This window comes from Mycetocola sp., assembly GCF_025464835.1.
Lineage (GTDB): Bacteria > Actinomycetota > Actinomycetes > Actinomycetales > Microbacteriaceae > Mycetocola_A.
Genome location: NZ_JAODMP010000053.1, coordinates 11,346 through 34,252 on the forward strand (window position 1 = coordinate 11,346; position 22,907 = coordinate 34,252).

Sequence of the window (22,907 nt, forward strand, 5' to 3'; positions counted from 1 at the left end):
GGCTCGGCCGAATTCTAAATTCGTGCGTGCGACGTACAGATTCCCCCCAATCGAGCGTCGCGTGTGGCGGCATCCATTCCCCCCAATGGGTGTCGCCCTCTCAATTTCCGGGTCGCTCGATGCGACGCGGATTCCCTCACCTGGACCGATTCTTCTCGGGCTTTCCACGGATGACTCCGGCCCCGACCGCGCGCCCGTCCCGCTCCCTAGTCTGGGTCGCATGACCGACCGATTCGTCGCCCAACCGGCGCTGGGCCTCCTTCCCGGTTTCACCCGCGCGAGGGCGCCAGCGGTCCGTGCCGTCCTGCCGGAGGGTGACGGTGAACCGAAGGGGCGGGGCAGTGAGTCGCCGGTCATCGGCGCTTTCCAGGCGTTCTCCCCGAGCGGCATCCGGGCAGGGCCTTCCTTGCACACACTCGATGACGCGCGGCTCGCCCGGATGCGCACGGCTGCTGAATTCGGTCCGCTCGCTCCCTATCTCATGGCAGCAGATGTGACTGACCTGTTCGTGAACGGGCGCGGCGGGTTGTGGATCGATCGGGGCTCGGGGCCGCAGCGCGACGCGGCCTGGTCGATGGCGGAACGTCCGCTGCGGGAACTTGCGGTGCGGCTCATCGCACTCGGCGGACGCCACATCGACGAGGCGACGCCCTGTGTCGACGTGCGGCTGGAAGGCGGCATCCGCGTGCACGCGGTGCTTCCGCCAGTATCCGTCGGCGGAACACTGCTGAGCATTCGTGTGCCGCAGGTCCGCCGGTTCCGGCTCGCCGACCTCGCCGAGGCCGGCATGTTCGGCGACGACTCGGTCGGCGTCGTGGCTCGCCTGCGTGCGGCCGTCTCCGATCGCGTCAACCTTCTTGTCACCGGCGCGGGCGGCTCCGGAAAGACAACTCTCCTCGGTGCGTTGCTGGCAGAAGCGCCGAACGACGAACGGATCGTCGCGATCGAGGACGTTGCGGAACTCGGTGTGGAGCATCCGCACGTCGTGTCGCTTGAATCCCGCCAGGCCAACCTCGAAGGGGCAGGGGCGATCGGCCTGGAGCGGTTGCTGCGGGAAGCGCTCCGGATGAGGCCGGATCGGCTCGTCGTCGGTGAATGCCGGGGTGCCGAGGTGCGGGAGCTGCTCGCGGCGTTGAACACCGGGCATGACGGCGGTGCGGGAACCCTGCACGCGAACTCGCTGGAGGACGTACCCGCACGGCTGGAGGCGCTCGGCGCGCTCGCCGGGATGACGCCGGATGCCGTCGCTCGGCAAACGGTGAGTGCCATCGGCCTGGTCCTGCATCTGGAGCAGGCAGACGGAGTTCGGCGACTGGACCGGGTCGGCCGATTCGGGATCGACGGGAGCGGCAAGCTCACGATCCGGTCCGAGTCCGGGATGCCATGAGCGACAAGGACCGTACGCCGCCGATCGAACGCGTTGCGGCAGTCACTGAGCGTCTCGCTGTCCTGCTTGCCGCTGGGGTACCGCCGTCGGCGGCGTGGGGGTACCTCAGCTCCGGTGACGTCTCGCGGCACGGGCGGAGCGGCCGTGATCCCGCGCGGATCCTCGAGGTGCTCACCGCCGCCGCAGACGCGGCGAGAGCCGGCACGGACGTCGCCGTCGCCATCGCGGGAGCGGCCAGGCACACCCCAGAAGGTGCGCGCAGGCGATCAGTGGGCAGGAACGGCGACTCCGCGGCCGCGGCGGCCTGGCTTCCCGTTGCGGCGGCGTTGTCGGTAGCCATCGAGACCGGCGCGCCGCTGGCCGGATGCCTCCAGGAACTCGCGCGGTCCCAGCGTGCTCTCGGTCAGGCACAACGCGACATCGATGCTGCGCTCGCCGGTCCGCGGTCCACCTCGCGGCTCGTTCTGGCGCTCCCGGTCGTCGGGCTGATCTTCGGCCTTATGCTCGGCTTCGACACCCTCGGCACACTCGTCGGAACCGTGCCGGGCCTCGTCTGTCTGACCGGGGCGGCGCTGCTCATGCTCGCCGCGTGGCGGTGGTCGAGCGCCATGGTGCGCCGGGCGACGCCCGGGTCGACCGCCCCTGGCCTGGCGATCGACCTCACCGCGATCGCGATGTCGTCCGGTGCGTCGGTGGACCGGGCGGTCGGCATAGTGACGACCGCGCTCGCCGAGTTCGGACCGGCTGACCCGGCCGAGCGGGGCGGGCGTTTCGCCGTCGACCACGAGCACGACCGGGATGACGCAGCGATCTCCGGGGTGCTGGCCTTGTCCCGTGCGGCGGGCGTGCCTGCGGCGGACCTGCTCCGCGGTGAAGCGGACCAGACCAGGCGCGACGCCAGGTCGAACGCCCAGCAGGCGGCAGCATCGCTCGCCACACGGCTGATGCTCCCGCTCGGCCTGTGCGTTCTGCCGGCATTCATGCTCGTCGGTGTCGCGCCGCTCCTGCTCAGCGTCCTCTCCTCCACCGTGCGCGGAATCGGATGACCGTTCCACCGTTCCCCAGCAACCCGTTCGCAACACGCCAGCGAGGCAAGGATGGACGTACTCGCGCCGATAGAGATCCGAATACCGAAGGAGAACAACGACATGGCGCGATTACGGGAACACGCCGAGTGGGTACGAAGCAGGCTGGCAGACGACACCGGAGCGGCCACGGCGGAGTACGCCATTGCGACGATGGCCGCCGTGGGGTTCGCCGGGTTGCTCGTGGCGATCATGCGCTCCGATGAAGTGCGCGGAATCCTCACCGACCTCATCCGCCGGGCGCTGACCGTCAACGGCTGATCATGAACGTCACAGGGTTCGGCGGCGACCCGGTTGGGGCCGGGCGCCGCCGGCGGTCCCGATGGTCGGCCGAGCCTCGCAGGCCTGGCCTGACACCACGAATACCCGGGCAAGCGCCGCCGACAGATAAGGGTGCTGCTGCCGCCGAGTTCGCCGTGGCGATTCCGGTCGTGGTGCTCGTGCTGGCCTGCTGCCTCGGCGCCATCCAGGTGGCGTCTCAGCAGGTGCGGTTGACGGATGCCGCGGCAGACGCCGCCCGCACGCTGGCTCGCGGCGACTCCCACGCCGTCGCCGCCGCCCGGGTGCACCGGGTTGCGTCTTCCGCCGCGATGAGCACGTCGATGAGCACATCGACGAGCGGGGACTTCGTCTGTGTTCAGCTCAGCGCCCCGGCGGGTTTCGGCCCGGCTGCGCTGGCCGGCGTGCGGGTCCGCGCCTCAGGCTGCGCCCTCGCCGGCGGGCTGTGAAGTGGATGGAGGTCAGGCGAAGAGACAGGACGGCGCGCGAACGGTGGCGGAGCGGGGGTCCGGGTCTGTGCTCGCCGTCGCGCTTGTGGCATCCGTGCTGATGCTCGCTGGGCTTGTTCTGCCGCTGAACGCCGCCCTGATGACGCGCCAGCTCACGGCGAACGCAGCCGATGCGGCCGCGCTCGCCGCCGCTGACACGGCATCGGGGCTGGTCGCCGGCTATCCCTGCGCGAACGCGGCAGAAGCGGCCCGGCTCAACGGGGCCACACTGGGCGAGTGCGCGGTGAACGGACTGGACGTGAGGGTGACGGCGACACGGCAGGTGCTCGGTGTTCTGGTGAGCGTGGGCTCACGGGCCGGACCATCACCCGGGTGACGCCCGGGTCGGCGGCGGGCGGCGGCCGGTGATCGGCCGGCCGCCGGTGGTCGCCGGTGGTCGCCGGCCGCCGGTGATCAGAGGGCGCCGCGGTCGTCTGAGGCCCCGAAGGGCTGGCCTACGCCTCGTCGAAGTTGGTCGTCAGGTACCGGTAGTCCACGGCGCTGGGGCGGTCGGAGTCCTCCAATTCGAACTCCTGCCCGGACGTACGCGCATAGACGTACGTTTTGCCGCCCGCCGCAGCGATGTCAACGGTAGGACGCGGATCACCCGAGTCGAGGAAGTCCGCTGAGAGGGTCTTTCCCTCGAGCGGCCCGTCCGTGAGCTTTGCGGTATAGGTCCTGGTCGCTGATGCACTCATAGCCTTATTCTGCTCTTTATCGTTCCGTTATCAAGAGGGGCTCGCGGATGTGACGGCGCCGGCTGATTAGGTCGACACGCGGGAATGGTGTGTATGGTGTGCACGACGAAAGGAGTCGGGTGCCAGGCACAAAAACGTTGGTCATTGTAGAGTCGCCGACCAAAATGAAGTCGATCGCCGGGTACCTCGGCGACGGCTATGAGGTACTGAGTTCCGTAGGGCACATTCGTGACCTGGCCGAACCGAAAAATCTTCCGGCTGAGCTCAAGAAGGGCGCGTTCGGCAAGTTCGCCGTCGACATCGAGAATGACTTCGAGCCGTTCTATGTGGTTTCCGAGAATAAGAAGAAGACGGTAGCGGATCTCAAACGAGCGCTGAAGAACGCCGACGAGCTCCTCCTCGCAACGGATGAGGACCGCGAAGGTGAAGCCATCGCCTGGCACCTGCTCCAGGTCCTCCAGCCCAAGATTCCCGTCAAGCGGATGGTCTTCCACGAGATCACCAAGGACGCCATCCTCGAGGCAGTGGGCAACACCCGCGACCTCGACGTCGCTCTCGTCGACGCCCAGGAAACCCGGCGGATCCTCGACCGTATATATGGGTATGAGATTTCGCCCGTGCTGTGGCGCAAAGTCGGCCCGAGTCTCTCGGCCGGCCGGGTCCAGTCAGCGGCGACCCGCCTCATCGTCGAACGGGAACGCGAACGTCTCGCCTTCACCGCTGCCGAGTACTGGGGACTCACCGCCCAGGCCGCCCCCGACGCCGACGCCAGCCGCTTCGAGGCCCGCCTCGTGCGCATCGACGGTGAACGAATCGCCACCGGCCGCGACTTCGACGACACCGGCAAGCTCACCAGCAAGGCCGTTCCCCTCGACGAGCAGTCCGCCCAGGCGATCGCCGCAGCCCTCGCCGCACCCGGGGCATCCGCCGTCGTGTCGAAGGTCGAGTCGAAGCCGTACTCGCGTCGTCCAGCCGCACCGTTCACCACGTCGACCCTGCAGCAGGAAGCCGCCCGCAAGCTGCGCTTCTCAGCCCGGCAGACGATGAGCGTCGCCCAGTCTCTGTACGAGAACGGGTACATCACCTACATGCGTACCGACTCGCCGTCGCTCTCCAGCCAGGCGGTCAAGGCCGCCCGCGACCAGGCGACTGCGCTGTACGGCGCAGACACCGTGCCGGACAAACCCCGCCTGTACAGCGGCAAGAACAAGAGCGCGCAGGAAGCCCACGAGGCCATCCGCCCATCCGGTGACTCCTTCCGCACCCCCTCTTCGCTCAGCGGCAGCCTCCGCGGCCAGGACTTCAAGCTCTACGAGCTGATCTGGAAGCGCACCGTCGCCAGCCAGATGGCCGACGCCAAGGGCCAGACCGCAACGGTGACCATCGAAGCGGATGCAGAAGGCAAGCGAGTCGAGCTGACGGCATCCGGAACCGTCATCACGTTCCGCGGATTCCTCCACGCCTACGAAGAAGGCCAGGACGAAGAACGCAACGCGAGCGACAACGCCGCCCGCGAAGCCAAACTGCCGCCGCTGACCGAGGGCCAGTCGCTGAGCCTGACCGACGTCGACGCCAAAGGCCACGAGACCTCACCGCCCCCGCGCTACACGGAGGCGAGCCTCGTCAAGGCGCTCGAAGAGCTCGGCATCGGGCGCCCGTCCACCTACGCGCAGACGATCGCGACCATCACCGACCGCGGGTACGTCACCGCGCGTGGCCAGGCGCTCATCCCGTCGTGGATCGCGTTCAGCGTCGTCCGGCTGCTCGAGGAGCACTTCAACGACCTCGTGCAGTACGACTTCACCGCTGAGATGGAAGAGGATCTCGACCGGATCGCCGGCGGCGAGCAGGACCGCACCGACTGGCTGAAGTCCTTCTATTTCGGCAGCGATCAGCACCGCGGACTCCGCACCGTCGTCGACAACCTCGGCGATATCGACGCCCGCGAGATCAACTCGCTGCGTCTGAACGACGCCATCACGATCCGCATCGGCAAGTACGGCCCGTACCTCGAGGTGACGGATGCCTCGGCACCAGCCCAGGCGGACGGCGAACCGGCAGTGCCGCGCCGGATCAACATCCCCGAGGATCTGGCCCCGGACGAGCTGACCCTCGCCAAGGCGCAGGAACTGATCGACGCGCCCGTGCTCACCGACCGCGTGATCGGCGTCAACCCGGAGAACGGCAAGGAGATCGTCGCGAAGGACGGCCGGTTCGGGCCGTACGTGACCGAGCTGGAACCAGAGCCCGAGGAAGAACCCGTCGTCGACACCGCCACCGGTGAAGTGACGGATGCGCCGAAGAAGAAGGCGCCGGCGAAGAAGAAGGCTGCAGCGGTCAAGCCGCGGACGGCATCCCTCTTCAAATCGATGTCGCTCGATTCGGTCGACCTCGACACCGCGCTCAAGCTGCTGTCGCTACCGCGCGTGGTTGGCCTCGACCCTGAGACCGAAGCCGAGATCACCGCACAGAACGGCCGGTTCGGACCGTATCTGAAGAAGGGCACGGATTCCCGGTCGCTCGAGAACGAAGACCAGATCTTCGAGATCGACCTGCCAGCAGCGCTCGAGATCTTCGCGCAGCCGAAGTACGGCAACCGCCGCGCGTCAAGCGCGCTCAAGGAGTTCGAGGCTGACCCGGTCAGCGGCAAGCCGATCAAGGTGAAGGACGGTCGGTTCGGCCCGTATGTCACCGACGGTGAAACCAACGCGACGATCCCGAAGGCCGAGTCCGTTGAGGACGTCGACTTCGACCGTGCTGTTCAGCTGCTCGCCGACAAGCGCGCCAAGGGGCCTGCCGCTCCGCGCAAGAAGGCGCCGGCCAAGAAAGCTGCCGTCAAGAAGCCCGCTGCCAAGAAGCCGGCCGCCAAGAAGCCGACCGCTGCCGCCGCGAAGAAGGCTGCAGCGACCTCGAAGACTGGCGTCTCGACAGCCACAGCGAAGAAGCCCGCCGCACGCAAGCCGGCCGCGGCAGAGTAATGGGCCTGACGGATTCGTACGCCGGGCTGTTCATCACCCTCGAGGGTGGTGACGGCTCCGGCAAGTCCACGCAGGCCGCTGAGCTCGAGTCCTGGCTTCAGGAGCAGGGCCGTGAGGTCGTGCGCACCCGCGAGCCAGGAGGCACCGAGGTCGGCGTGGAGATCCGCGAGATCGTGCTGCACCACCGGGGTGACATCGCTCCGCGCGCCGAAGCGCTGCTCTACGCCGCCGACCGGGCTCATCACATCGCGACCAAGGTGCGTCCGGCTCTTGAGCGGGGTGCGGTGGTGCTTCAGGACCGGTACATCGACTCGTCTCTCGCGTACCAGGGTGCAGGGCGTGACCTGGGCATCGGCGAGGTCCGTGACCTGTCCAGGTGGGCGACCGGAGGGCTTCTGCCTGACCTGACGGTGCTGCTCGACCTCGACGAGGACGCGGCCCGCCTGCGCCTGGACTCAGCCCGAACCCGGTTCGACCGGCTCGAGGCGGAGGCGTCCTCGTTCCACCGCCGGGTGCGGCAGGTGTACCTGGAGCTGGCGCAGGCGGAGCCTGACCGCTTCCTCGTCCTGGACGCGACGGATGCCGTCGCGACGCTCGCGGAGAGCATCCGTTCGCGGGTTTCGACCCTCCTCTAGCCGTCCTACCCCCCCCAAATTCCGGAGATTCTCGCGACACGCCGACGGGAGAGCGCTCCCCTACGGCGTGTCGGCCCGGTTCTGCTGAATTTGAGGGGCAGTCCCGAAATCGGGGCGCGCCTGAATCGGCGCAGGACTGGGCGAACGGATGCCGCCAGCACGTCAGCGGTCGCCGGTAGGCTGGAACCATGGCCAACTGGGACGATGTCATCGGGCAGACCGACGCTGTCTCCCTGCTGCGCGACGCCGCCGCCGACCGCGGGGGAGAAGCCCACGGTGCCATGACTCACGCGTGGCTCATCACCGGCCCGCCTGGCTCCGGCCGCTCGAACCTTGCCTATGCGTTCGCCGCCGCGCTCCTCAGCCGCGACCCTGACGGCGACCCGGTCACAGCGGCGCAGGTCGACGCCCGCACCCACCCGGACCTCACCGTCCTCGCCACTCCGAACGTCATCATCAAAATCGATGAGGTGCGCGAACTGGTGCGCAGCTCACAGTTCTCTCCCGCGGTCGGCCGATACCGCGTGATGGTCATCGAAGACGCCGACCGGATGGCGGAACGCACCTCCAACGTGCTGCTCAAAGCGCTCGAAGAGCCACCGGAGCGGACCGTATGGGTGCTCTGCGCACCCAGCGAGGCCGACCTCATCCCGACGATCCGGTCCCGGGTCCGCGCCATCCGTCTGCGCGTGCCCGACGTGACCGAAGTCGCCGAACTCATCGTCCGCCGCGACGGCGTCGACGCGGAGCTCGCGGAACGCGCGGCCCGCCAGGCCCAGTCGCACGTCGGCATGGCCCACCGGCTGGCGACGGATGCCGGCGCCCGCGCCAGGCGTGACGAAACGTTGACAGCAGCACTCGGCATCCGTTCGGTGTCCGACGCGGTGCTCGCCGCCGCACGCATGCTCGCCATCGCCGGCGACGACGCGAAAGCGTACACCGAGCAACGTGACGCTGAGGAGCGCGAGCACGCCCTCCGTTCCCTCGGTGTGGAGCCCGGGCAGACCCTGCCGCCGGCGCTGCGCTCGCAAATCCGCGGGCTGGAAGAGGACCAGAAGCGGCGTGCGACGCGCAGCCTGCGCGACGGGCTCGACCGCATCCTCGTCGACCTGCTCTCGCTGTACCGCGACATCATCATGCTGCAGCTCGGCCGTTCAGAGACGATCATCAACCGTGAGCTGTCGGCCGCGCTGACCGCCGCCGGTCAGGAGAGTAACCCCGCCGAGACGATGGCGACGATGGATGCCATCCAGCAGGCCCGCCAGCGCATCGAGGGTAACGTCGCCCCGGCTCTCGCCCTCGAAGCAATGCTCGTCACGGCCATCCGCTGACCGTGCTCCGCCTCAGACACCGCAGGAGAGAACAGCCAGTGACCGACTCGACCCGCAGCATCCGCCGCCGCACCCGGATGGCGTTTCTCGCGCTGCCGGTCGGGCTGGCGCTGACCCTCAGCGGATGCGTCACCGCCTTCTTCCCCGCCGTCGGCGGCGGAGCGACCACCTCCACCCCCACCGGCGAGCGCGTCGCGGAGAACGTCCGGCCGTTCTACGAGCAGCAACTCGAGTGGGAGAGCTGTGAGGAGGGAATGCAGTGCACGACGGCGACGGCGCCGATGGACTGGGAGAACCCGGAAGCCGGTGACATCGAGCTCGCCCTCGTACGCAAGTCGGCGGGCGGCGACCCGATCGGCTCGCTGCTGGTCAACCCGGGTGGCCCCGGTGCTTCCGGATTCGATCTCGTGGCAGACAGTGTCGACTTCGCCACAGACGCCCGGCTGCAGGCCAACTTCGACATCGTCGGCTTCGACCCGCGCGGGGTGAGCCGTTCCACCCCGGTGTCATGCCTCGAACCGGCCGAAATGGATGAGTACCTGTACGGTATCCCCGACGCCGAGCGGGGCAGTGACGCGTGGATCGCTGAGGTCACAGCGAGCGCGAAGCAGTTCGGCGAAGCGTGCGCGGCGAACACCGGCGAGCCGCTCGAGTTCGTCGACACCGTCAGCGCCGCCCGTGACCTCGATCTTCTCCGTGCGGTGCTCGGCGATAAGACCCTGAACTACCTCGGCTACTCGTACGGCACGTTCCTCGGCGCGACCTATGCGGAACTGTACCCGGAGAAGGTCGGCCGGCTCGTGCTCGACGGCGCGATCGACCCGGCGTCGAGCAGCTACGAGGTGAATGAGACCCAGGCCAAGGGCTTCGAGAGCGCCCTCGCCGCCTACCTCGACAACTGCATCGGGTCTCGGGACTGCCCGTTCACCGGAAGCACCGAGGAGGCGCTTTCCACGATCGGCGCGCTTCTGGCATCCGTCAACGCGACTCCGATCAAGAACACCGACGGCCGGATGCTCGGCTCGAACTCGCTGCTCACGGCCATCATCTACCCGCTCTACTCTCCTGACCAGGGCTGGCCGCTGCTGAGCGAGATGCTGGCATCCGTCATGAACGGCAACGCCGAGTACGCATTCACGTTCGCCGATGCCTACAACGGCCGGGCGGATGACGGCACATACGCCGACAACTCAAGCGAAGCGTTCGCCGCATACAACTGCAGGGACTACACCTACAACGCCGACCCGGTCCGGATGGCCGCCGAGGCCGCGCAGCTGGCCCAGGCGGCACCGGTGATCGGTCCGTATTTCGGCTACGGCGACATCGGATGCGCCAACTGGCCCTATCCGGACGGCGCCGAACGCAACGAGATCCACGCCGAAGGCGCCGCCCCCATCCTCGTGATCGGAACGACCAACGACCCGGCCACGCCATACATCTGGGCCGAGGCTCTTGCCGACGAGCTCGAGAGCGGGGTGCTCGTGACCTACCAGGGTGAAGGACACACCGCGTACAACAAAGGCAGCGACTGCGTGAACAACGTCGTTGATAGTTACCTGATCGACGGCATCATCCCGGCGACTGACCCGATGTGTTCGTAACCATCCCAAACACCGGGTAAGATCGGTAGCTGTGCGTCGCAGCAACCTTCGGGTCGCCTCGATTTCGCACGCCGCCTTAGCTCAGTCGGCAGAGCGTTTCACTCGTAATGAAAAGGTCGTGGGTTCGATTCCCACAGGCGGCTCCATTTTCACCTGATAGATCAGGAATTCGGCCGTCCCGGAAGGGGCGGAAATCTAGATAGAGTGGCCATTTATTCGCCACAATTGGTGCTCCGAGGCATGTTTCTCCGTATCGCAACGCCCCATCACGGGTGGTCGCGGAACGTCTCGGGTGATCGTGCGCACCTGTTTGGTATGCACGAAGAATCCACCATGACCGGGCTCGAGCGTCTGATCTCCACTCGCGAGCTCGCCGAGTATCTCGGCGTCGCCCCGCAGGCCCTCGACGACCTGCGCACCGCGGGTCGCGGCCCGCGAGCCGTTCACGTCGGACGTGAACTGCGGTATCGGATCTCCGAGTTTCAAGCGTGGCTGGATCGCCAGTCCGGTCCGGTCGGCGCCCCAGGCGGAGCCGACCATGCTCGGCAGGCCGTGCACCCGTAACGGAGCTGGCCATGCCCGGTAGGCCCCGCACCGGGATCGGCACTTTCGGCTCGATCAGTACGGTCGCCAGTGGATCATCATCCACCGCGAGCACGCGCGTGCGCGACGGGGACGGTCGACTGTGTCGAGTCGCGGTAAGGGGAACGACCAAGGCGAAAGCCGTTGCCGAACTCAAGGGCAAGCTCGCCCATCACGACCAGTCCGGCGCCGCGGGGGAGACCGTGACGGCGGACATGCCCTTCGTGGCGCATGCGCAGCTGTGGCTTGAGGACATCAAGACGCCCCCGGAGCGACGGCTTGCGGCCATCGATCACCGAGAACCGGAGCACCTGTTGTTCTTCACCAAGTACGGCACCCCGATTACGCCATACAGCGCACGCCGGACATTCAAACAGATTCTCGAGCACGCTGGGCTGGCAGATCGCGGGATCACGTCACACTCCTTCCGCAAGACGTAGCAACGCTGATCAGACAGGAGGCTGACTCTGAGACGGCCGCGGAGATGCTCGCTCATTCCGGGAGGCACATCACCAAGAAGCACTACATCGAGCGGTCGAGTGCGCCCGCCCCCACGACAGCTGCCATTCTCGACAAGCTGCCGCCACCGGTCACGGATCCATGACGCGCCCCTGCTCCGAGTGGCCCGCGTTACGCGCTAACGGGGTGAAACGACGAGCGATCACGTAACGACAACCTCAAGCGCCGGCCCATGCATCACGGCGACGTTATGCCGCCCGTTAACGGCCTTCCCGCCGGATCCGTTTTGCAGTGTTTCGAGATTTGAAACCGCGGCGTGAATCGTTTGAGCTACACCAGTCGAAGGTGGCTACTTCCGTTCCGGTTACTGACGCGAGACGCAGCAGATGGAACTTCGCACCGGCTGTATCCGATCGCCCAGACGTCCAGAATCGTTCTGAACCTCCAAGAGGTCGCGTGTTTTAGATCACGTTAGCCCGACCCGTTCAGGTCCCGGAATGACGCGGAAGTCTCGTAGTTCCGAGTTCATTCCGTGTCCTGAGTCGCCCGTCTTGGGCGCAAGCCGGTGCAGTGTGTGAATTTGGACGAAGGGCATCCATAACCCGAGACATTCGGTGTCGTCGAGTGACTCGAGGGCCTTCGGTAGTTCGAACAGTCAAGCGCGAGGCCTAGCGAATACCGACGTAGAACCGCGACTCGTCGCTTCGGTGCAGCGCCCGGTAATATTCGAAACGGGTGTCTGTGGCGTCCCAGGCGACTGATTCGATGCGAAGGACGGGTATGCCGGGTTCGAGCTGAAGAAGCTCGGCCTCCTCGGGTTCCGGTATCACCGCCTGCAACCAGCGGTCGGCGCCGGACGGTGACACGCCGTAGTGCCGCCTGAGGTGGTCGTACAGCGAGTGATTCTCGAGATTGGCTCGCAGGACACCGGGGAACAGTGCTCGGGGAAGCGTCGTATGAACGAGTAGCCACGGTTTCCCATCGACCGACCTCAGGCGCCGTAAGCGCACAACATCGCTTCCAGCGGGGATGTTGAGGGCCGCGGCCTCATCGGTGTTTGCCCGCCCCGCCTCCTGCTCGAGCACGTGGGTCGATGACGTCCGGCCTGATGCCGTCAGATCGTCTGAGGAGCCGAGGGTCGATCCGATGAAGCTCAGGTCAGGGGAGACGGGGGCGACGAAGGAGCCCTTCGCGCGGATCTTGTAGATGAGGCCTCGACGCACAAGCTCTGCCAGAGCCTCACGCACGACGGTGCGCGAGACGCCGAACCGATCGATGAGCTCGGACTCCGACGGCAGGGCCTGGTCGGGGCGCAGCAGGCCGTCCTTGATCACCTCACGGAGAATCGTTGCGAGTTGCATCCACAGCGGCTCATCCGCGTCACGGTTGAGCCGATCGTCCCTCGATACTGGTCTCGACATCGGCACCCCCCTCATCTTCTACTGCGCCGCAGCGCTTTTGAGACTACCGGCAACGCTCAGTTGACACGGATAGTCGGGATACATATTCTTATCACTACTAACTGGTCATGATGAGTTGGGCATGACAAGTGCCACTCGGAGGTCGGGAACGTTGCGGCGGCACGGCGACGCAACCTGACTGGCAGGCCGGGCCCACAACCCGCACAGACGCGAAAAAATCAGGAGACAAACAATGTCGTTTCGTACCTTGCGACGGTTCACCGTCGCTGCAGCAGCTATCGCTGCTTTGACCCTCACCGGCTGTTCAGCTGACGGGAGTGAGGCTGCCGGCTCCGGAGGAGGGTCGGCTGAAGGCGTTTCCATCTCGCTCAGCAATGGCTTCGTCAACGGCTGGCGCCTGACCCTCATCAACAAATTCGAGGAAGAGGCGAAGAAGCTTCAGAAAGACGGCATCGTTTCGGAGTTCAACACGGTGAACGCCCCCGGCGAGAACAGTGCGACCGAGCAGGCATCGCAGATTCGCAGTCTCGTCCTGCAGAACCCTGACGTGCTCATGGTCATCCCTGCCTCGTCCACGGCTCTCGTCCCGGCCGTCGAAGAGGCCTGCGACGCCGGCATCACGGTGATCGTTCTCGACGCCGATATGGACGCTCCCTGCGCGACGATCGTCCGCAACGCTTACGACCAGTGGGGAGAGGTCTCCCTGCAGCCGGCTCTCGACGCCATCAACGGCACCGGCAACATCGTCATCAACCGCGGTGTGATCGGGTCGCAGCCGGAGGAAGAGTTCCACGCGCGCCAGCTGGAGATCCTCGAGGATTACCCCGACGTCACCGTCTCAGCTGAGGTCAATGGCTTCTGCGACAGCAGCACGGCTCAGAAGGAAATCGTGGGCGTGCTCGGGTCTCTCCCGGACATCGCCGCAGTACCCGGGTGCATCGGCGGCATGGGCGTGGTCCAGGCCTTTGAGTCCGCCGGCCGTGAACTTCCCGTTGTCGTCTTCGACACCGACGGCAAGTCACTCCAGTTCTGGAAGGACAAGGGCATCGAGAACGGCTCGTTCGCCGCATTGACCGATCCAGGGCAGGCCGTCGCTGCAATCTATGTCGCGCTCGCTGTCCTCGACGGCAAGGACGTTCCCGAGGAGATTGTCCTTCCGCTTCTGCAGATCGAGCAGGCGGACCTGGACTACTGGCTCGGCGAGCTGGACTCTGACGAGTACGCCGCCTACCCATGGGACAAGGCAAGTGTCGAAGCAGCAATCGAAGCGGCTGCCGCCGGCGACGACGCTGAAGCACCCGCCATCAAGTAATCCAGCGTGACCGACGAGCCCAAGGAACATCACATGACTACGAGTGCACCGAACACCGCGGTCTCCTACCCGAGCCCAAGCGTGGTCGCGCAACCGACGATCCGTGCGACTGCCGTTTCCAAGCACTACGGCAACACGCACGCTCTGAACGGAATCGACCTCGAAGTATTGAGCGGTGAAATCCTTGGACTCGTCGGTCACAACGGGGCTGGCAAAAGCACGCTGATGCGGGTGCTCGCCGGTCGGGAACGGGCCGATGCGGGCACCGTCCGCTTCCGCGACCTCCCGGGCGGCCACGCATGGACGGGACCGTCGGCTGAGGCAGCAGGCGTCCGGATGGTCCATCAGGAACTTGCGCTCTGCTCGGACCTGACCGTCACCGAGAACGCGTGGCTCTCGGACCGACGTAAGTCCGGCGGTTTCGGCTGGCGGAGGCGGGCCGAGCGTCGCATCGTCGATGTGCTCGACGCTGTCTTCCCCGGTCACGGCATTGCCGTGATCAAACGCGCAGGCGACCTGCCAATGGCTCAACGGCAGATGGTCGAAATCGCCCGTGCGCTGTGCACCGAGACCCTGCGCCTGCTCATCCTCGACGAGCCGACCGAGTCGCTCGGCGTCGATACTGCCGGACAGCTTTACGCGCACCTGCGAACACTCACCCAGCGCGGCGTCAGCGTTCTCTTGATCTCGCACAGGATGCACGAGGTCATCGCCCACAGCGATCGGATCGCCGTGATGAAAGACGGCCGCGTTGTCTCGGTCACGGACGCACAGGTGACCGAGGATGAACTCCTCGTGGCGATGGGCGGCGAGGTCAGACCGGATGCGGCCACTCTCGACCGCGTCGTCTCCGCGGAAGCCGCCGGAGCGTCAGGTGACTCCGCTAGCCGTTCAGGGACACTTGTTGCTGCCGTGGCCAACTCGGGTGGAACGCAGTTTGAGGCGCGCTCCGGCGAGATCATCGGCCTGGCGGGCCTGGCCGGGCAGGGCCAGGAGGAGCTCCTACAGAAGCTGTGGGCTGCTGGCACGTTCAGCCGGGGAACACAGGTTTCTCGTCATCGTGCGTATGTTCCCGGTGACCGTCAGACATCCGGCATCCTTCCCCTGTGGAGTGTCGCTGAGAACCTCACGATCGCAGCATCTCGGGTGATCAGCCGCTTCGGAATCGTAAGCACGCGTCGGAAGCGCGAGCTGGCCGACCACTGGGTCAGCGCCCTCAAAGTTCTGGGCGGCGCGCACGCGCCGATTACTGCGCTCAGCGGCGGGAACCAGCAAAAGGTGCTGATCGCCCGCGCTTTTGCTGCCGACGCAAAACTAGTGCTTTTGGACGACCCGTTCCGCGGCGTCGACGTCGCCACGAAGAACGAGCTGTATGCGCTGATGAAGGCCGAAGCAGCGCTGGGCAGGAGCATCGTCTGGTACTCGACCGAGAACAAGGAAATGGCGCACTGCGACCGGGTTTACGTCTTCCGTGCCGGGCGGGTTGTATCCGAACTCCGCGGGTTCACCATCACTGAAGAACGCATCATCGCCGACTCGTTCGACGATCGGACGGGAGAAATACGATGACGAGTTCCACCCTCACCCCCACGCTGCCCGATACGCGCACGCGACTCAAAGTCACGGCTGCTCACGGCTCGCCCGCTCTGCTCTCCCTGGTTGCAATGGTGGTGATCTTTTCAATCGCCGTGGCCAATCAGCCGGGTATTCTCAGCATCCCGGGTTTGACCCTGATGCTCATGTCGGCCGTGCCGCTCGTTCTGGCCACGCAGGCGCAGATGCTCATCATGTCGGTTGGAGACATAGACCTGGGCATCGGGTACCTCGTGGGATTCGTCACCGTGATCGCCGCGACACTGCTTCAGACTTCCCCGTTCGTCGGCATCCTGGTTCTCGGCACCATCGTCATCGCCTATGCGGCGCTCGGGCTGATCATTCAGAAACGCAACGTGCCGTCCATCATCGTGACGTTGGGGATGTCCTTCGTCTGGTTGGGACTCGGTCTCCAATTCCTACCCACGCCCGGAGGTGAAGCTCCGGCATGGCTGGCGGCGATCGGCCGCTGGCGGCCCGACTGGGTCCCGGCGCCGCTTGTTTTCATCCTTATTGCAACTCTGGTGGGCTGGCTGATTGTGCGCCGCAGCCGACTCGGCACGCGCATGCGCGCCCTCGGCAGCAGCCCGGCGACATTGGAAAAGCTCGGCTGGTCGCTGACCAGGACGCGAGTGCTCACCTATCTGATCGCCGCAGGGCTGATCATCGCCGCCGGCTTAATGCTCGCATCGCAAACGCGGTCGGGCGACATCAACTCCGCATCCAACTTCACCCTGATGACAATCGCCGCCGTCATCCTCGGTGGCGGCAACTTCTCCGGCGGTCGTGCCCTCCCACTCGGTGCCACGCTCGGGGCGGTCACACTCGGGCTGATCACCGTCTTGCTCAGCCTTATCAACCTCTCCTCCAGCCTGCAGTCCGCGGCACAGGGACTTATCGTCCTCGCCGTGCTGGCGGGCCGGGTCATCACGGAACGGGCCATTCGCTCATGACCACTACGCTTCCTGACACAACGTCACAAACCGTGCGCCGGCGCCAGGCCGGTCGGTCTCGCTTGGTGTGGCCGGCCTGGGGCTGGTCGTTCATAGGAATGATCGGCGTCTGGCTTTGTATCATCACCGTGAGCTCAGGTTCACCCATTGAACCGCTCAATCAGGCGCTCACTCTCGCCCCATACCTCGTCCTTGTGGCGCTGGGTCAGATGCTCGTCATCACCCTGGGGCCCGGCAACATCGACGTATCGGTCGGCGCGATCATCTCGATGACCGCTTACGTCTCCGTCGCGGTCTCTTTCAGCATGGGGCCAGTCGCCGGAATCGCCGCGGCCATCGCGGCAGGAATCGCCGCGGCGTCGTGTAGTGTCATCGCCATTCTGCTGCTGCGGGTCCCGCCGATCATCGCGACTCTCGCGACCAGCTTGATCGTGGCATCCGCGACGCTGCTGCTCGCAGGCGCGAATCGCTCTGGGGCGGCACCCGCCCTGCGCGACTTCGTGAATGCGAAGGTAGCCGGGATCCCGGTGATCGCCATCGTCGTCGGACTGGTGACCGTCGCTGTCGCGTTTGCCCTCCGTCGTACCACGTTCGGTCTTGCCGTGATCGCGACCGGCCAGAGTTTCAAAGCTGCTGGGAAAGCGGGCATTCGGGTGCCTTTCGTCACCGCGGTCGTCTACCTGTTGAGCGGGACGTTCGCCGGGCTTGCGGGCGGGTTGCTGGCCGCATTCATCTCCCCGAGCACCGTTCTCGGCACCTCTTACATGCTCGACTCCATTGCCGTGGTCGTGGTCGGCGGAACGCTCATTGCGGGCGGTCGGCCAGTGCCGTTTGGCCTATGGACCGGTGCCACGTTCTTCGTCCTGCTCTCCGGGCTACTGAACCTCGTCGGCTGGAGCGTCGGCGCGCAGAACATCTTGAAGGGTGTCCTGGTCGTCCTGGTCGTCGTGATCTCGAGTGCGGCGACACGGACAGGTCGTTCCAGTCTGCGCCGGCTGCTTGAGGGCAGGAGAACTCAAACCCCCACAACAAAGGAGAAAATACATGGCTGATCTCGATGACCTCCGCGAGGGAACCAACTTTGCCGGTCCCGCCTCGACTGCATCCGGCTTCCACCTCAAGGGCCTTGGGGGCCAGGACTGGGGCATGCGGAGCCGCCTGTCGCGCATTTTCGACCCGACAGACGGCAAGACGGTCATGCTTGCCTTCGACCATGGCTATTTCCAGGGCCCGACTTCGGGTCTTGAACGCCTGGACCGCTCGATCGTCCCGCTCATCCCGCAAGCCGATGCGCTCATGCTCACCAGGGGCGCGCTGCGCACCACGATCCCGGCAGAGTGCGGTAAAGGAATCGTGCTGCGTGCCAGTGGAGGTCCGAGCGTGCTCAAAGACCTCTCCGATGAGGAGATCACGGTCAGCATCGACGACGCCGTCCGCCTGGATGCGGCGGCTCTGGCCGTCCAGGTGTTCATCGGCGGCGAGAACGAGACGAAGTCGATCAAAAACATGAGCACGCTCGTTGACCAGGGCCAGGCGGCTGGCATTCCGGTCCTCGCGGTCACCGCTGTTGGCCGGGACATGGTCCGTGACGCCCGTTACTTCCGCCTGGCCACACGGATCCCCGCCGAGCTGGGAGCCGGCTTCGTCAAGACCTACTACGTCGAAGAGGGCTTTGAGTCGATCACTTCGTCCTGCCCGGTTCCGATCATCATCGCCGGCGGCAAGAAGGTCGCCGAGCGCGAAGCACTGACGGTCGCTTACCGCGCCATCCAGGATGGCGCTGCCGGTGTCGATATGGGCCGCAACGTCTTCCAGTCGGAGCACCCGTCAGCGATGCTCGCTGCCATCCGTGGCGTCGTGCACGATTCGCTGAAACCTGACGAGGCATACGAGCTCTTTGAGCAGCTCTCCCACTGACGCACCTGGCTGCGGGGTCCGCGAGACGGACTCCGCAGCTGTAATCGAAGGAAAAGCAATGCCATCACTGTCCACATACCGGAGCCGGGTCGAGCCGGTCGATGTCGCCATCATCGGTGCCGGCATCAACGGCCTCGCTGTTGCGCGGGAAGCCGCGGCGCGTGGGATGAGCGTGGCTCTCATCGACCAAGACGACATCGGCGCACGCACGTCGGCGATTTCCACCCGTCTAGTGCACGGGGGCCTGAAGTACCTTGAACGATTTGAATTGAACCTGGTCTTCGAGTCGATTCGCGAACGCAACATCTTGCTCAAGCAAGCGCCGCACCTGGTACGGCCGTACCCGATGCTGATCCCCTTTGCGAAAGGACAGAGCAGGCCCGGCTGGCTGCTCGCTTGCGGACTGATGCTGCATGATGTGCTGTCGGTGGGTAAGAAGCTGCCGCTCAACCGGGTCGTTTTCCGCAAGCGAATCCAGCGTTCGTGGCCCGGGCTCGCCGAAGCGGGTCTGAAATGGGGCGGGCTCTTCCAGGACGCTCAAGTCTCATTGACCGAGCGGCTTACCGTCGAACTCGCCGCCGACGCACACCAGCATGGCGCCGTCGTATTGACACACGCACGCGTCGAAGCGCTTATCCAGCGTGACGGCCGTGTGACCGGCCTGCGCTATCGGGACCGCGTCGACAAAAGCCTCAAAGAGATCGACGCGCGTGTCGTCGTCAACGCAGCCGGGCCCTGGGTGGACGAGATCCTTGGAATGACGGGACAGCACGACCGCAAGATGGGCCCGACCAAGGGCAGCCACGCCGTCGTCGATCCCTTCCCCGGTGCGCCTCATACCTGCATCTTCTTCGAGTCTCCTGCAGATTCCCGACCGATGTTCATCCTGCCGTGGGCCGGGCGATACATGATCGGTACGACAGATCTGCCGTACGACGGCAGCCTCGACGTGATCGTGATGGATGCCGACGAAACGAAGTACCTGCTCGATGCGGTCAACGACCTGATCCCGCAGGCGCGCCTCACCCCTGAAGACGTGCTGTGGTCCTACTCCGGCGTGCGGCCGCTGCCCTACGTCGCGAACCTTGATGATCCCTCACAGGTGACGCGGGATCATCAAATCCTCAGCCACAGGGGCGAGCTCGACGGGCTCGTAACAATCATCGGTGGGAAGCTGACCACTCACCGGGCACTCGGAGAGCAGGTGACGAAACTCCTCGCCCGCACTCTGGGGATGGCGTCTGCAGCGTCACCGACCCGCATGGCGCCGCTGCCGGGATCGCCCGGGAGCGAGCCGTGGGCAGAGTTCCGTTCGCGCTTCATCCGCAGTTCCCGCTTGTCACAGGCCAGCGCCAGCCGCCTGGTCGACACCTATGGCACAGCTGCGAGCGCGATTGAATCCATCACTGCATCCCAACCGGAACTCGCCGAAGTCCTCGATGAAGACAGCGGAGCAATTGGCGCCGAGATTGTCTACGCCGTCAGGGAGGAAGGGGCGCACACGCTCGAAGACATCGTTCTTCGCCGTACCCTGATTGGTATCAATCGCGATGTCGGACTCTCGGCGGCACCGGTGGCCGCTGAAATCCTTGTCTCACAGGGCGACTGGCCGCGTGAGTATGCCGACGCTCAGGTTCACGCGTACCGGGAGGCGGTGCGGCGATTCAAACCGCGTGCGCTCGCCGACGACCCAACACCGAAATAACCAGCAAGGACACCCACTGTGGCAATGAAGCACTGTTTTGTCGGGATCGACGTCGGACTGACTGCGGCGAAGGCGGCCGCGTTCGATGAAACGGGCCGGGAACTCCGCACGTATTCGGCGCCCAACCCGCGTATCGCGGTTGCTGCGGATCGTCAGGAAGTCGACATGAACGCCCTGTGGGAGACCGTGTCCACCGTGCTGACCCGCCTGACGACATGGCTCGAGTCGGAGGGATGGGTCCCGCGCGCGGTCGGAGCGACTGGACACGGCAACGGCCTGTACCTGGTCGACGAGGCGCTCCAGCCAGTCCGCCGCGCGATTGCTTCGAATGATAGCCGCGCTGAAGGCATCGTTGCCGGCATCGCACCCGCTGACCGTGAGAGCATGCAAGTCGTCACCGGGTCGGTGCCGTGGGCGGGTCAGCCGGGCGTGCTGCTGCGTTGGATTCAGGACCATGAGCCGGAGTCGCTGAACCAGACACGCTGGGTTCTCTCCTGCAAGGACTGGCTGGCAACACAACTCACTGGGGCGCCAAGTGCTGATTTTTCGGATGCGTCGGCGTGCGGGCTCGTTTCCCTGGCGGATCGCGATTACGAACCGCGTGTTTTCGACATGCTCGGGCTGCCCCGAGCACGGATGTCGCTCCTACCGCCGCTGGCTGCATCCGACAGTGTTGTCGGCGAGATCACCGGCGTCGCCGCAGCCCAGACCGGGCTCCCCGTTGGTATCCCGGTTGTGGCGGGCTGCATGGACTGCGTCGCCAGTCCGCTCGGTGCCGGGTCGGTGAACGAGACGGACGTCACAATCATCGTGGGAACCTGGGCAATCAACTCCGTTGTCGTTCCGGCGGGCTCACCACCACCGAACGTGACCCTCAACGCGTTACTGCCAGACAAGGCGGTGATGCTTGCACAAGAAGTCGCGCCGACCTCTGCGGCAAGTATCGAATGGTTTTCATCGCTCATGTCGACTCTGTCCGTCGATGCGATCACTCCCCGCCACTTGCTCGACGCTGCGGCCGACGTGCCCGCGGGAGCAGACGGGCTGCTATTCCTTCCGTTCATCCACGGCGCGCCTGAGCACCTCGGAGCGTCGGGCTCTTTGCTGGGAGCGAAGGGCAGCCACGGGTATCGGGAGATCGCTCGAGCTGTCGCGGAGGGCATCACGCAGTACCACCGGGTGCAACTCCAAAAATTGTGCTCGAGCGGTGCCGTCGTATCGGATGAGCCCTGGACGCTCGCCGGCGGGGGAGCGAAGAATCCGCTGTGGGCGCAGATGTTCGCCGACATCATCGGCCACCCAGTTCGCCGCCAGCTGGGCACCGAACTTGGAGCGCGCGGTGTCGCGTCACTCGCTGCCGCCGGTGTCGGAGCGAATCTGGGCGATTGGCGCACCGATCCGGACCCCAAACTCGTGGTGCATCCCGGCGTCGACCGCCAACCGTACCGAGAGCAGGCGGCGAGGTTTGACGCGGTGCTGGCGGCCATGGGGCCCGTCTGGACCCGGGTGCAGGCATGAAGGCGTTGAATCCGCTAGACGAGATCACGAGGATCTCCCGCCAGCTCGGGGCTGACCCGGCACTTGTTCTGCACGGCGGCGGGAACACATCGATCAAGGGCACCGTGCGTGACGTCACCGGCGAGGACGTCGAGGTCGTATGGGTCAAAGGAAGCGGATGGGATCTCGGGACCATCGAACCCGCTGGCTTCGCGCCCCTGCGTCGGACGCGCCTGCTTCGGGTGCTCGATGTGGAGACGCTCAGCGATGCGCAGATGGTGAATGAGGTGCGCCAGGCCTCGCTGGATGCTTCCGCTCCCACCGCGTCGATCGAAGCGCTCCTGCACGCGTTCATCCCTCACCGTGTCGTCCTCCACTCACACGCCGACGCCATCGTCGCCCTCACGAACCAGCCCTCCAGCGCCGATACGGTCGCTGAAGTTCTCGGGGACAGGGTTATGGTCCTCCCGTATGTGATGCCTGGATTCGACCTGGCGCGCATGGTGGCCGGAGTCGGCGCGGAGCTGACCGACGGTAGTGTCGACGCGCTCGTTCTGTCCAATCACGGCCTGTTCACCTTCGCCGATGACGCAGACACCGCATACCGGCGGCATCTCGATCTCGTGGATCGCGCTTCTCAGGAACTCGGTGTGACCGAGTGGGGTGCAACGGGCCCTCTGTTTGCGGCACGCCCGGGTGCCCTCCGGGACATCGCGGCGCTACGTCGCGATCTTTCGACGGCAGCGGGATGCCCTATGATTGTGCGCCAGTCGGACTCGTCGCGAGCTGCGCTCTTCGCAGCGCGACCGGACGTCGTGGCCGCCACATCGCGAGGTACGGCGACTCCGGAACACATCATCAGGACCAAACGCGTTCCCCTCGTTGGTCGGAACGTTGCAGCATACGTGGCCGACTACCGAGGCTACTTCGGAGAGAATCGTGATCGCTTCGAAGCATTGACCGAACTCGATCCGGCGCCCCGGGTC

Annotated in this window: 21 protein-coding genes and 1 tRNA gene; 20 read left to right on the forward strand and 2 right to left on the reverse strand. The window is 65.7% G+C overall.

Annotated elements, in window-relative coordinates; translation table 11 throughout:
• Positions 1-439 precede the first annotated feature (439 nt).
• The 5 genes from JWP90_RS06745 (at position 440) to JWP90_RS06765 (ending at position 3,576) form a co-directional block, all read left to right on the forward strand.
• The gene (locus JWP90_RS06745) at positions 440-1,387 is read left to right on the forward strand and encodes a TadA family conjugal transfer-associated ATPase (protein ID WP_297361541.1); all 948 of its coding nucleotides are present in this window, start codon (positions 440-442) and stop codon (positions 1,385-1,387) included.
• Positions 1,384-2,433, forward strand: coding sequence for a type II secretion system F family protein (locus JWP90_RS06750; RefSeq protein WP_297361486.1), 1,050 nt, complete (start codon positions 1,384-1,386; stop codon positions 2,431-2,433). The genes JWP90_RS06745 and JWP90_RS06750 overlap by 4 nt, the downstream gene beginning before the upstream one ends.
• Positions 2,434-2,535: 102 nt before the next feature.
• Positions 2,536-2,733, forward strand: a complete 198-nt coding sequence (locus tag JWP90_RS06755; protein WP_297361489.1) for a DUF4244 domain-containing protein — start codon at positions 2,536-2,538, stop codon at positions 2,731-2,733.
• Positions 2,734-2,834: 101 nt separating this feature from the next.
• Positions 2,835-3,200 carry a TadE family type IV pilus minor pilin gene (locus tag JWP90_RS06760; RefSeq protein ID WP_297361544.1) on the forward strand — a complete coding sequence of 122 codons (366 nt, stop codon included), beginning with the start codon at positions 2,835-2,837 and terminating at the stop codon, positions 3,198-3,200.
• A 43-nt stretch (positions 3,201-3,243) separates the two neighbouring features.
• Positions 3,244-3,576: an Rv3654c family TadE-like protein gene (locus JWP90_RS06765; RefSeq protein WP_297361492.1), complete on the forward strand. Its 333-nt coding sequence runs from the start codon at positions 3,244-3,246 to the stop codon at positions 3,574-3,576.
• Positions 3,577-3,694: 118 nt separating this feature from the next.
• On the opposite strand, the gene JWP90_RS06770 is transcribed toward JWP90_RS06765, so the two are convergent.
• Positions 3,695-3,937 (reverse strand): hypothetical protein, encoded by a 243-nt coding sequence (locus JWP90_RS06770; protein ID WP_297361495.1) that lies wholly within the window; start codon positions 3,935-3,937, stop codon positions 3,695-3,697.
• Positions 3,938-4,056: 119 nt separating this feature from the next.
• On the opposite strand from JWP90_RS06770, the gene topA reads away from it, so the two are divergent.
• The 7 genes from topA (at position 4,057) to JWP90_RS06805 (ending at position 11,504) form a co-directional block, all read left to right on the forward strand.
• Positions 4,057-6,915 (forward strand): type I DNA topoisomerase, encoded by a 2,859-nt coding sequence (gene topA / locus JWP90_RS06775; RefSeq protein ID WP_297361498.1) that lies wholly within the window; start codon positions 4,057-4,059, stop codon positions 6,913-6,915.
• Positions 6,915-7,550 carry a dTMP kinase gene (gene tmk / locus JWP90_RS06780; RefSeq protein ID WP_297361501.1) on the forward strand — a complete coding sequence of 212 codons (636 nt, stop codon included), beginning with the start codon at positions 6,915-6,917 and terminating at the stop codon, positions 7,548-7,550. The genes topA and tmk overlap by 1 nt, the downstream gene beginning before the upstream one ends.
• 188 nt (positions 7,551-7,738) lie before the next feature.
• Complete coding sequence (locus JWP90_RS06785) at positions 7,739-8,881, forward strand: DNA polymerase III subunit delta' (RefSeq protein WP_297361504.1); 1,143 nt, start codon at positions 7,739-7,741, stop codon at positions 8,879-8,881.
• Positions 8,882-8,919: 38 nt separating this feature from the next.
• Positions 8,920-10,482 carry an alpha/beta hydrolase gene (locus tag JWP90_RS06790; protein ID WP_297361507.1) on the forward strand — a complete coding sequence of 521 codons (1,563 nt, stop codon included), beginning with the start codon at positions 8,920-8,922 and terminating at the stop codon, positions 10,480-10,482.
• Positions 10,483-10,552: 70 nt separating this feature from the next.
• Positions 10,553-10,628 (forward strand) — tRNA-Thr (locus JWP90_RS06795).
• Positions 10,629-10,815: 187 nt separating this feature from the next.
• Positions 10,816-11,046: a helix-turn-helix domain-containing protein gene (locus tag JWP90_RS06800; RefSeq protein WP_297361510.1), complete on the forward strand. Its 231-nt coding sequence runs from the start codon at positions 10,816-10,818 to the stop codon at positions 11,044-11,046.
• Between the two features lie 11 nt (positions 11,047-11,057).
• Positions 11,058-11,504 (forward strand): hypothetical protein, encoded by a 447-nt coding sequence (locus JWP90_RS06805; protein WP_297361512.1) that lies wholly within the window; start codon positions 11,058-11,060, stop codon positions 11,502-11,504.
• A 687-nt stretch (positions 11,505-12,191) separates the two neighbouring features.
• Here JWP90_RS06805 and JWP90_RS06810 read toward each other — a convergent pair.
• Positions 12,192-12,944 carry a GntR family transcriptional regulator gene (locus JWP90_RS06810; RefSeq protein ID WP_297361515.1) on the reverse strand — a complete coding sequence of 251 codons (753 nt, stop codon included), beginning with the start codon at positions 12,942-12,944 and terminating at the stop codon, positions 12,192-12,194.
• Positions 12,945-13,176: 232 nt separating this feature from the next.
• Between JWP90_RS06810 and JWP90_RS06815 the strand changes: the two genes are divergently transcribed.
• The 8 genes from JWP90_RS06815 to JWP90_RS06850 form a co-directional block, all read left to right on the forward strand.
• Positions 13,177-14,256 (forward strand): substrate-binding domain-containing protein, encoded by a 1,080-nt coding sequence (locus JWP90_RS06815; protein WP_297361518.1) that lies wholly within the window; start codon positions 13,177-13,179, stop codon positions 14,254-14,256.
• 33 nt (positions 14,257-14,289) lie between these two features.
• Entirely contained in the window at positions 14,290-15,825 is a 1,536-nt protein-coding gene (locus JWP90_RS06820; RefSeq protein WP_297361521.1) for a sugar ABC transporter ATP-binding protein, read from the forward strand.
• On the forward strand, positions 15,822-16,802 hold the full coding sequence (locus JWP90_RS06825; protein WP_297361523.1) for an ABC transporter permease: 981 nt from the start codon (positions 15,822-15,824) through the stop codon (positions 16,800-16,802). The genes JWP90_RS06820 and JWP90_RS06825 overlap by 4 nt, the downstream gene beginning before the upstream one ends.
• A 128-nt stretch (positions 16,803-16,930) precedes the next feature.
• The gene (locus JWP90_RS06830; RefSeq protein WP_297361526.1) at positions 16,931-17,854 is read left to right on the forward strand and encodes an ABC transporter permease; all 924 of its coding nucleotides are present in this window, start codon (positions 16,931-16,933) and stop codon (positions 17,852-17,854) included.
• Positions 17,847-18,719 carry a 3-hydroxy-5-phosphonooxypentane-2,4-dione thiolase gene (lsrF, locus tag JWP90_RS06835; protein WP_297361529.1) on the forward strand — a complete coding sequence of 291 codons (873 nt, stop codon included), beginning with the start codon at positions 17,847-17,849 and terminating at the stop codon, positions 18,717-18,719. The genes JWP90_RS06830 and lsrF overlap by 8 nt, the downstream gene beginning before the upstream one ends.
• A gap of 58 nt (positions 18,720-18,777) precedes the next feature.
• The gene (locus tag JWP90_RS06840) at positions 18,778-20,424 is read left to right on the forward strand and encodes a glycerol-3-phosphate dehydrogenase/oxidase (protein ID WP_297361532.1); all 1,647 of its coding nucleotides are present in this window, start codon (positions 18,778-18,780) and stop codon (positions 20,422-20,424) included.
• Between the two features lie 24 nt (positions 20,425-20,448).
• Positions 20,449-21,942: an FGGY-family carbohydrate kinase gene (locus JWP90_RS06845; RefSeq protein ID WP_297361535.1), complete on the forward strand. Its 1,494-nt coding sequence runs from the start codon at positions 20,449-20,451 to the stop codon at positions 21,940-21,942.
• Positions 21,939-22,907: class II aldolase/adducin family protein (locus tag JWP90_RS06850; protein WP_297361538.1), on the forward strand; the 969-nt coding region annotated here is incomplete at its 3' end. The genes JWP90_RS06845 and JWP90_RS06850, both read left to right, overlap by 4 nt.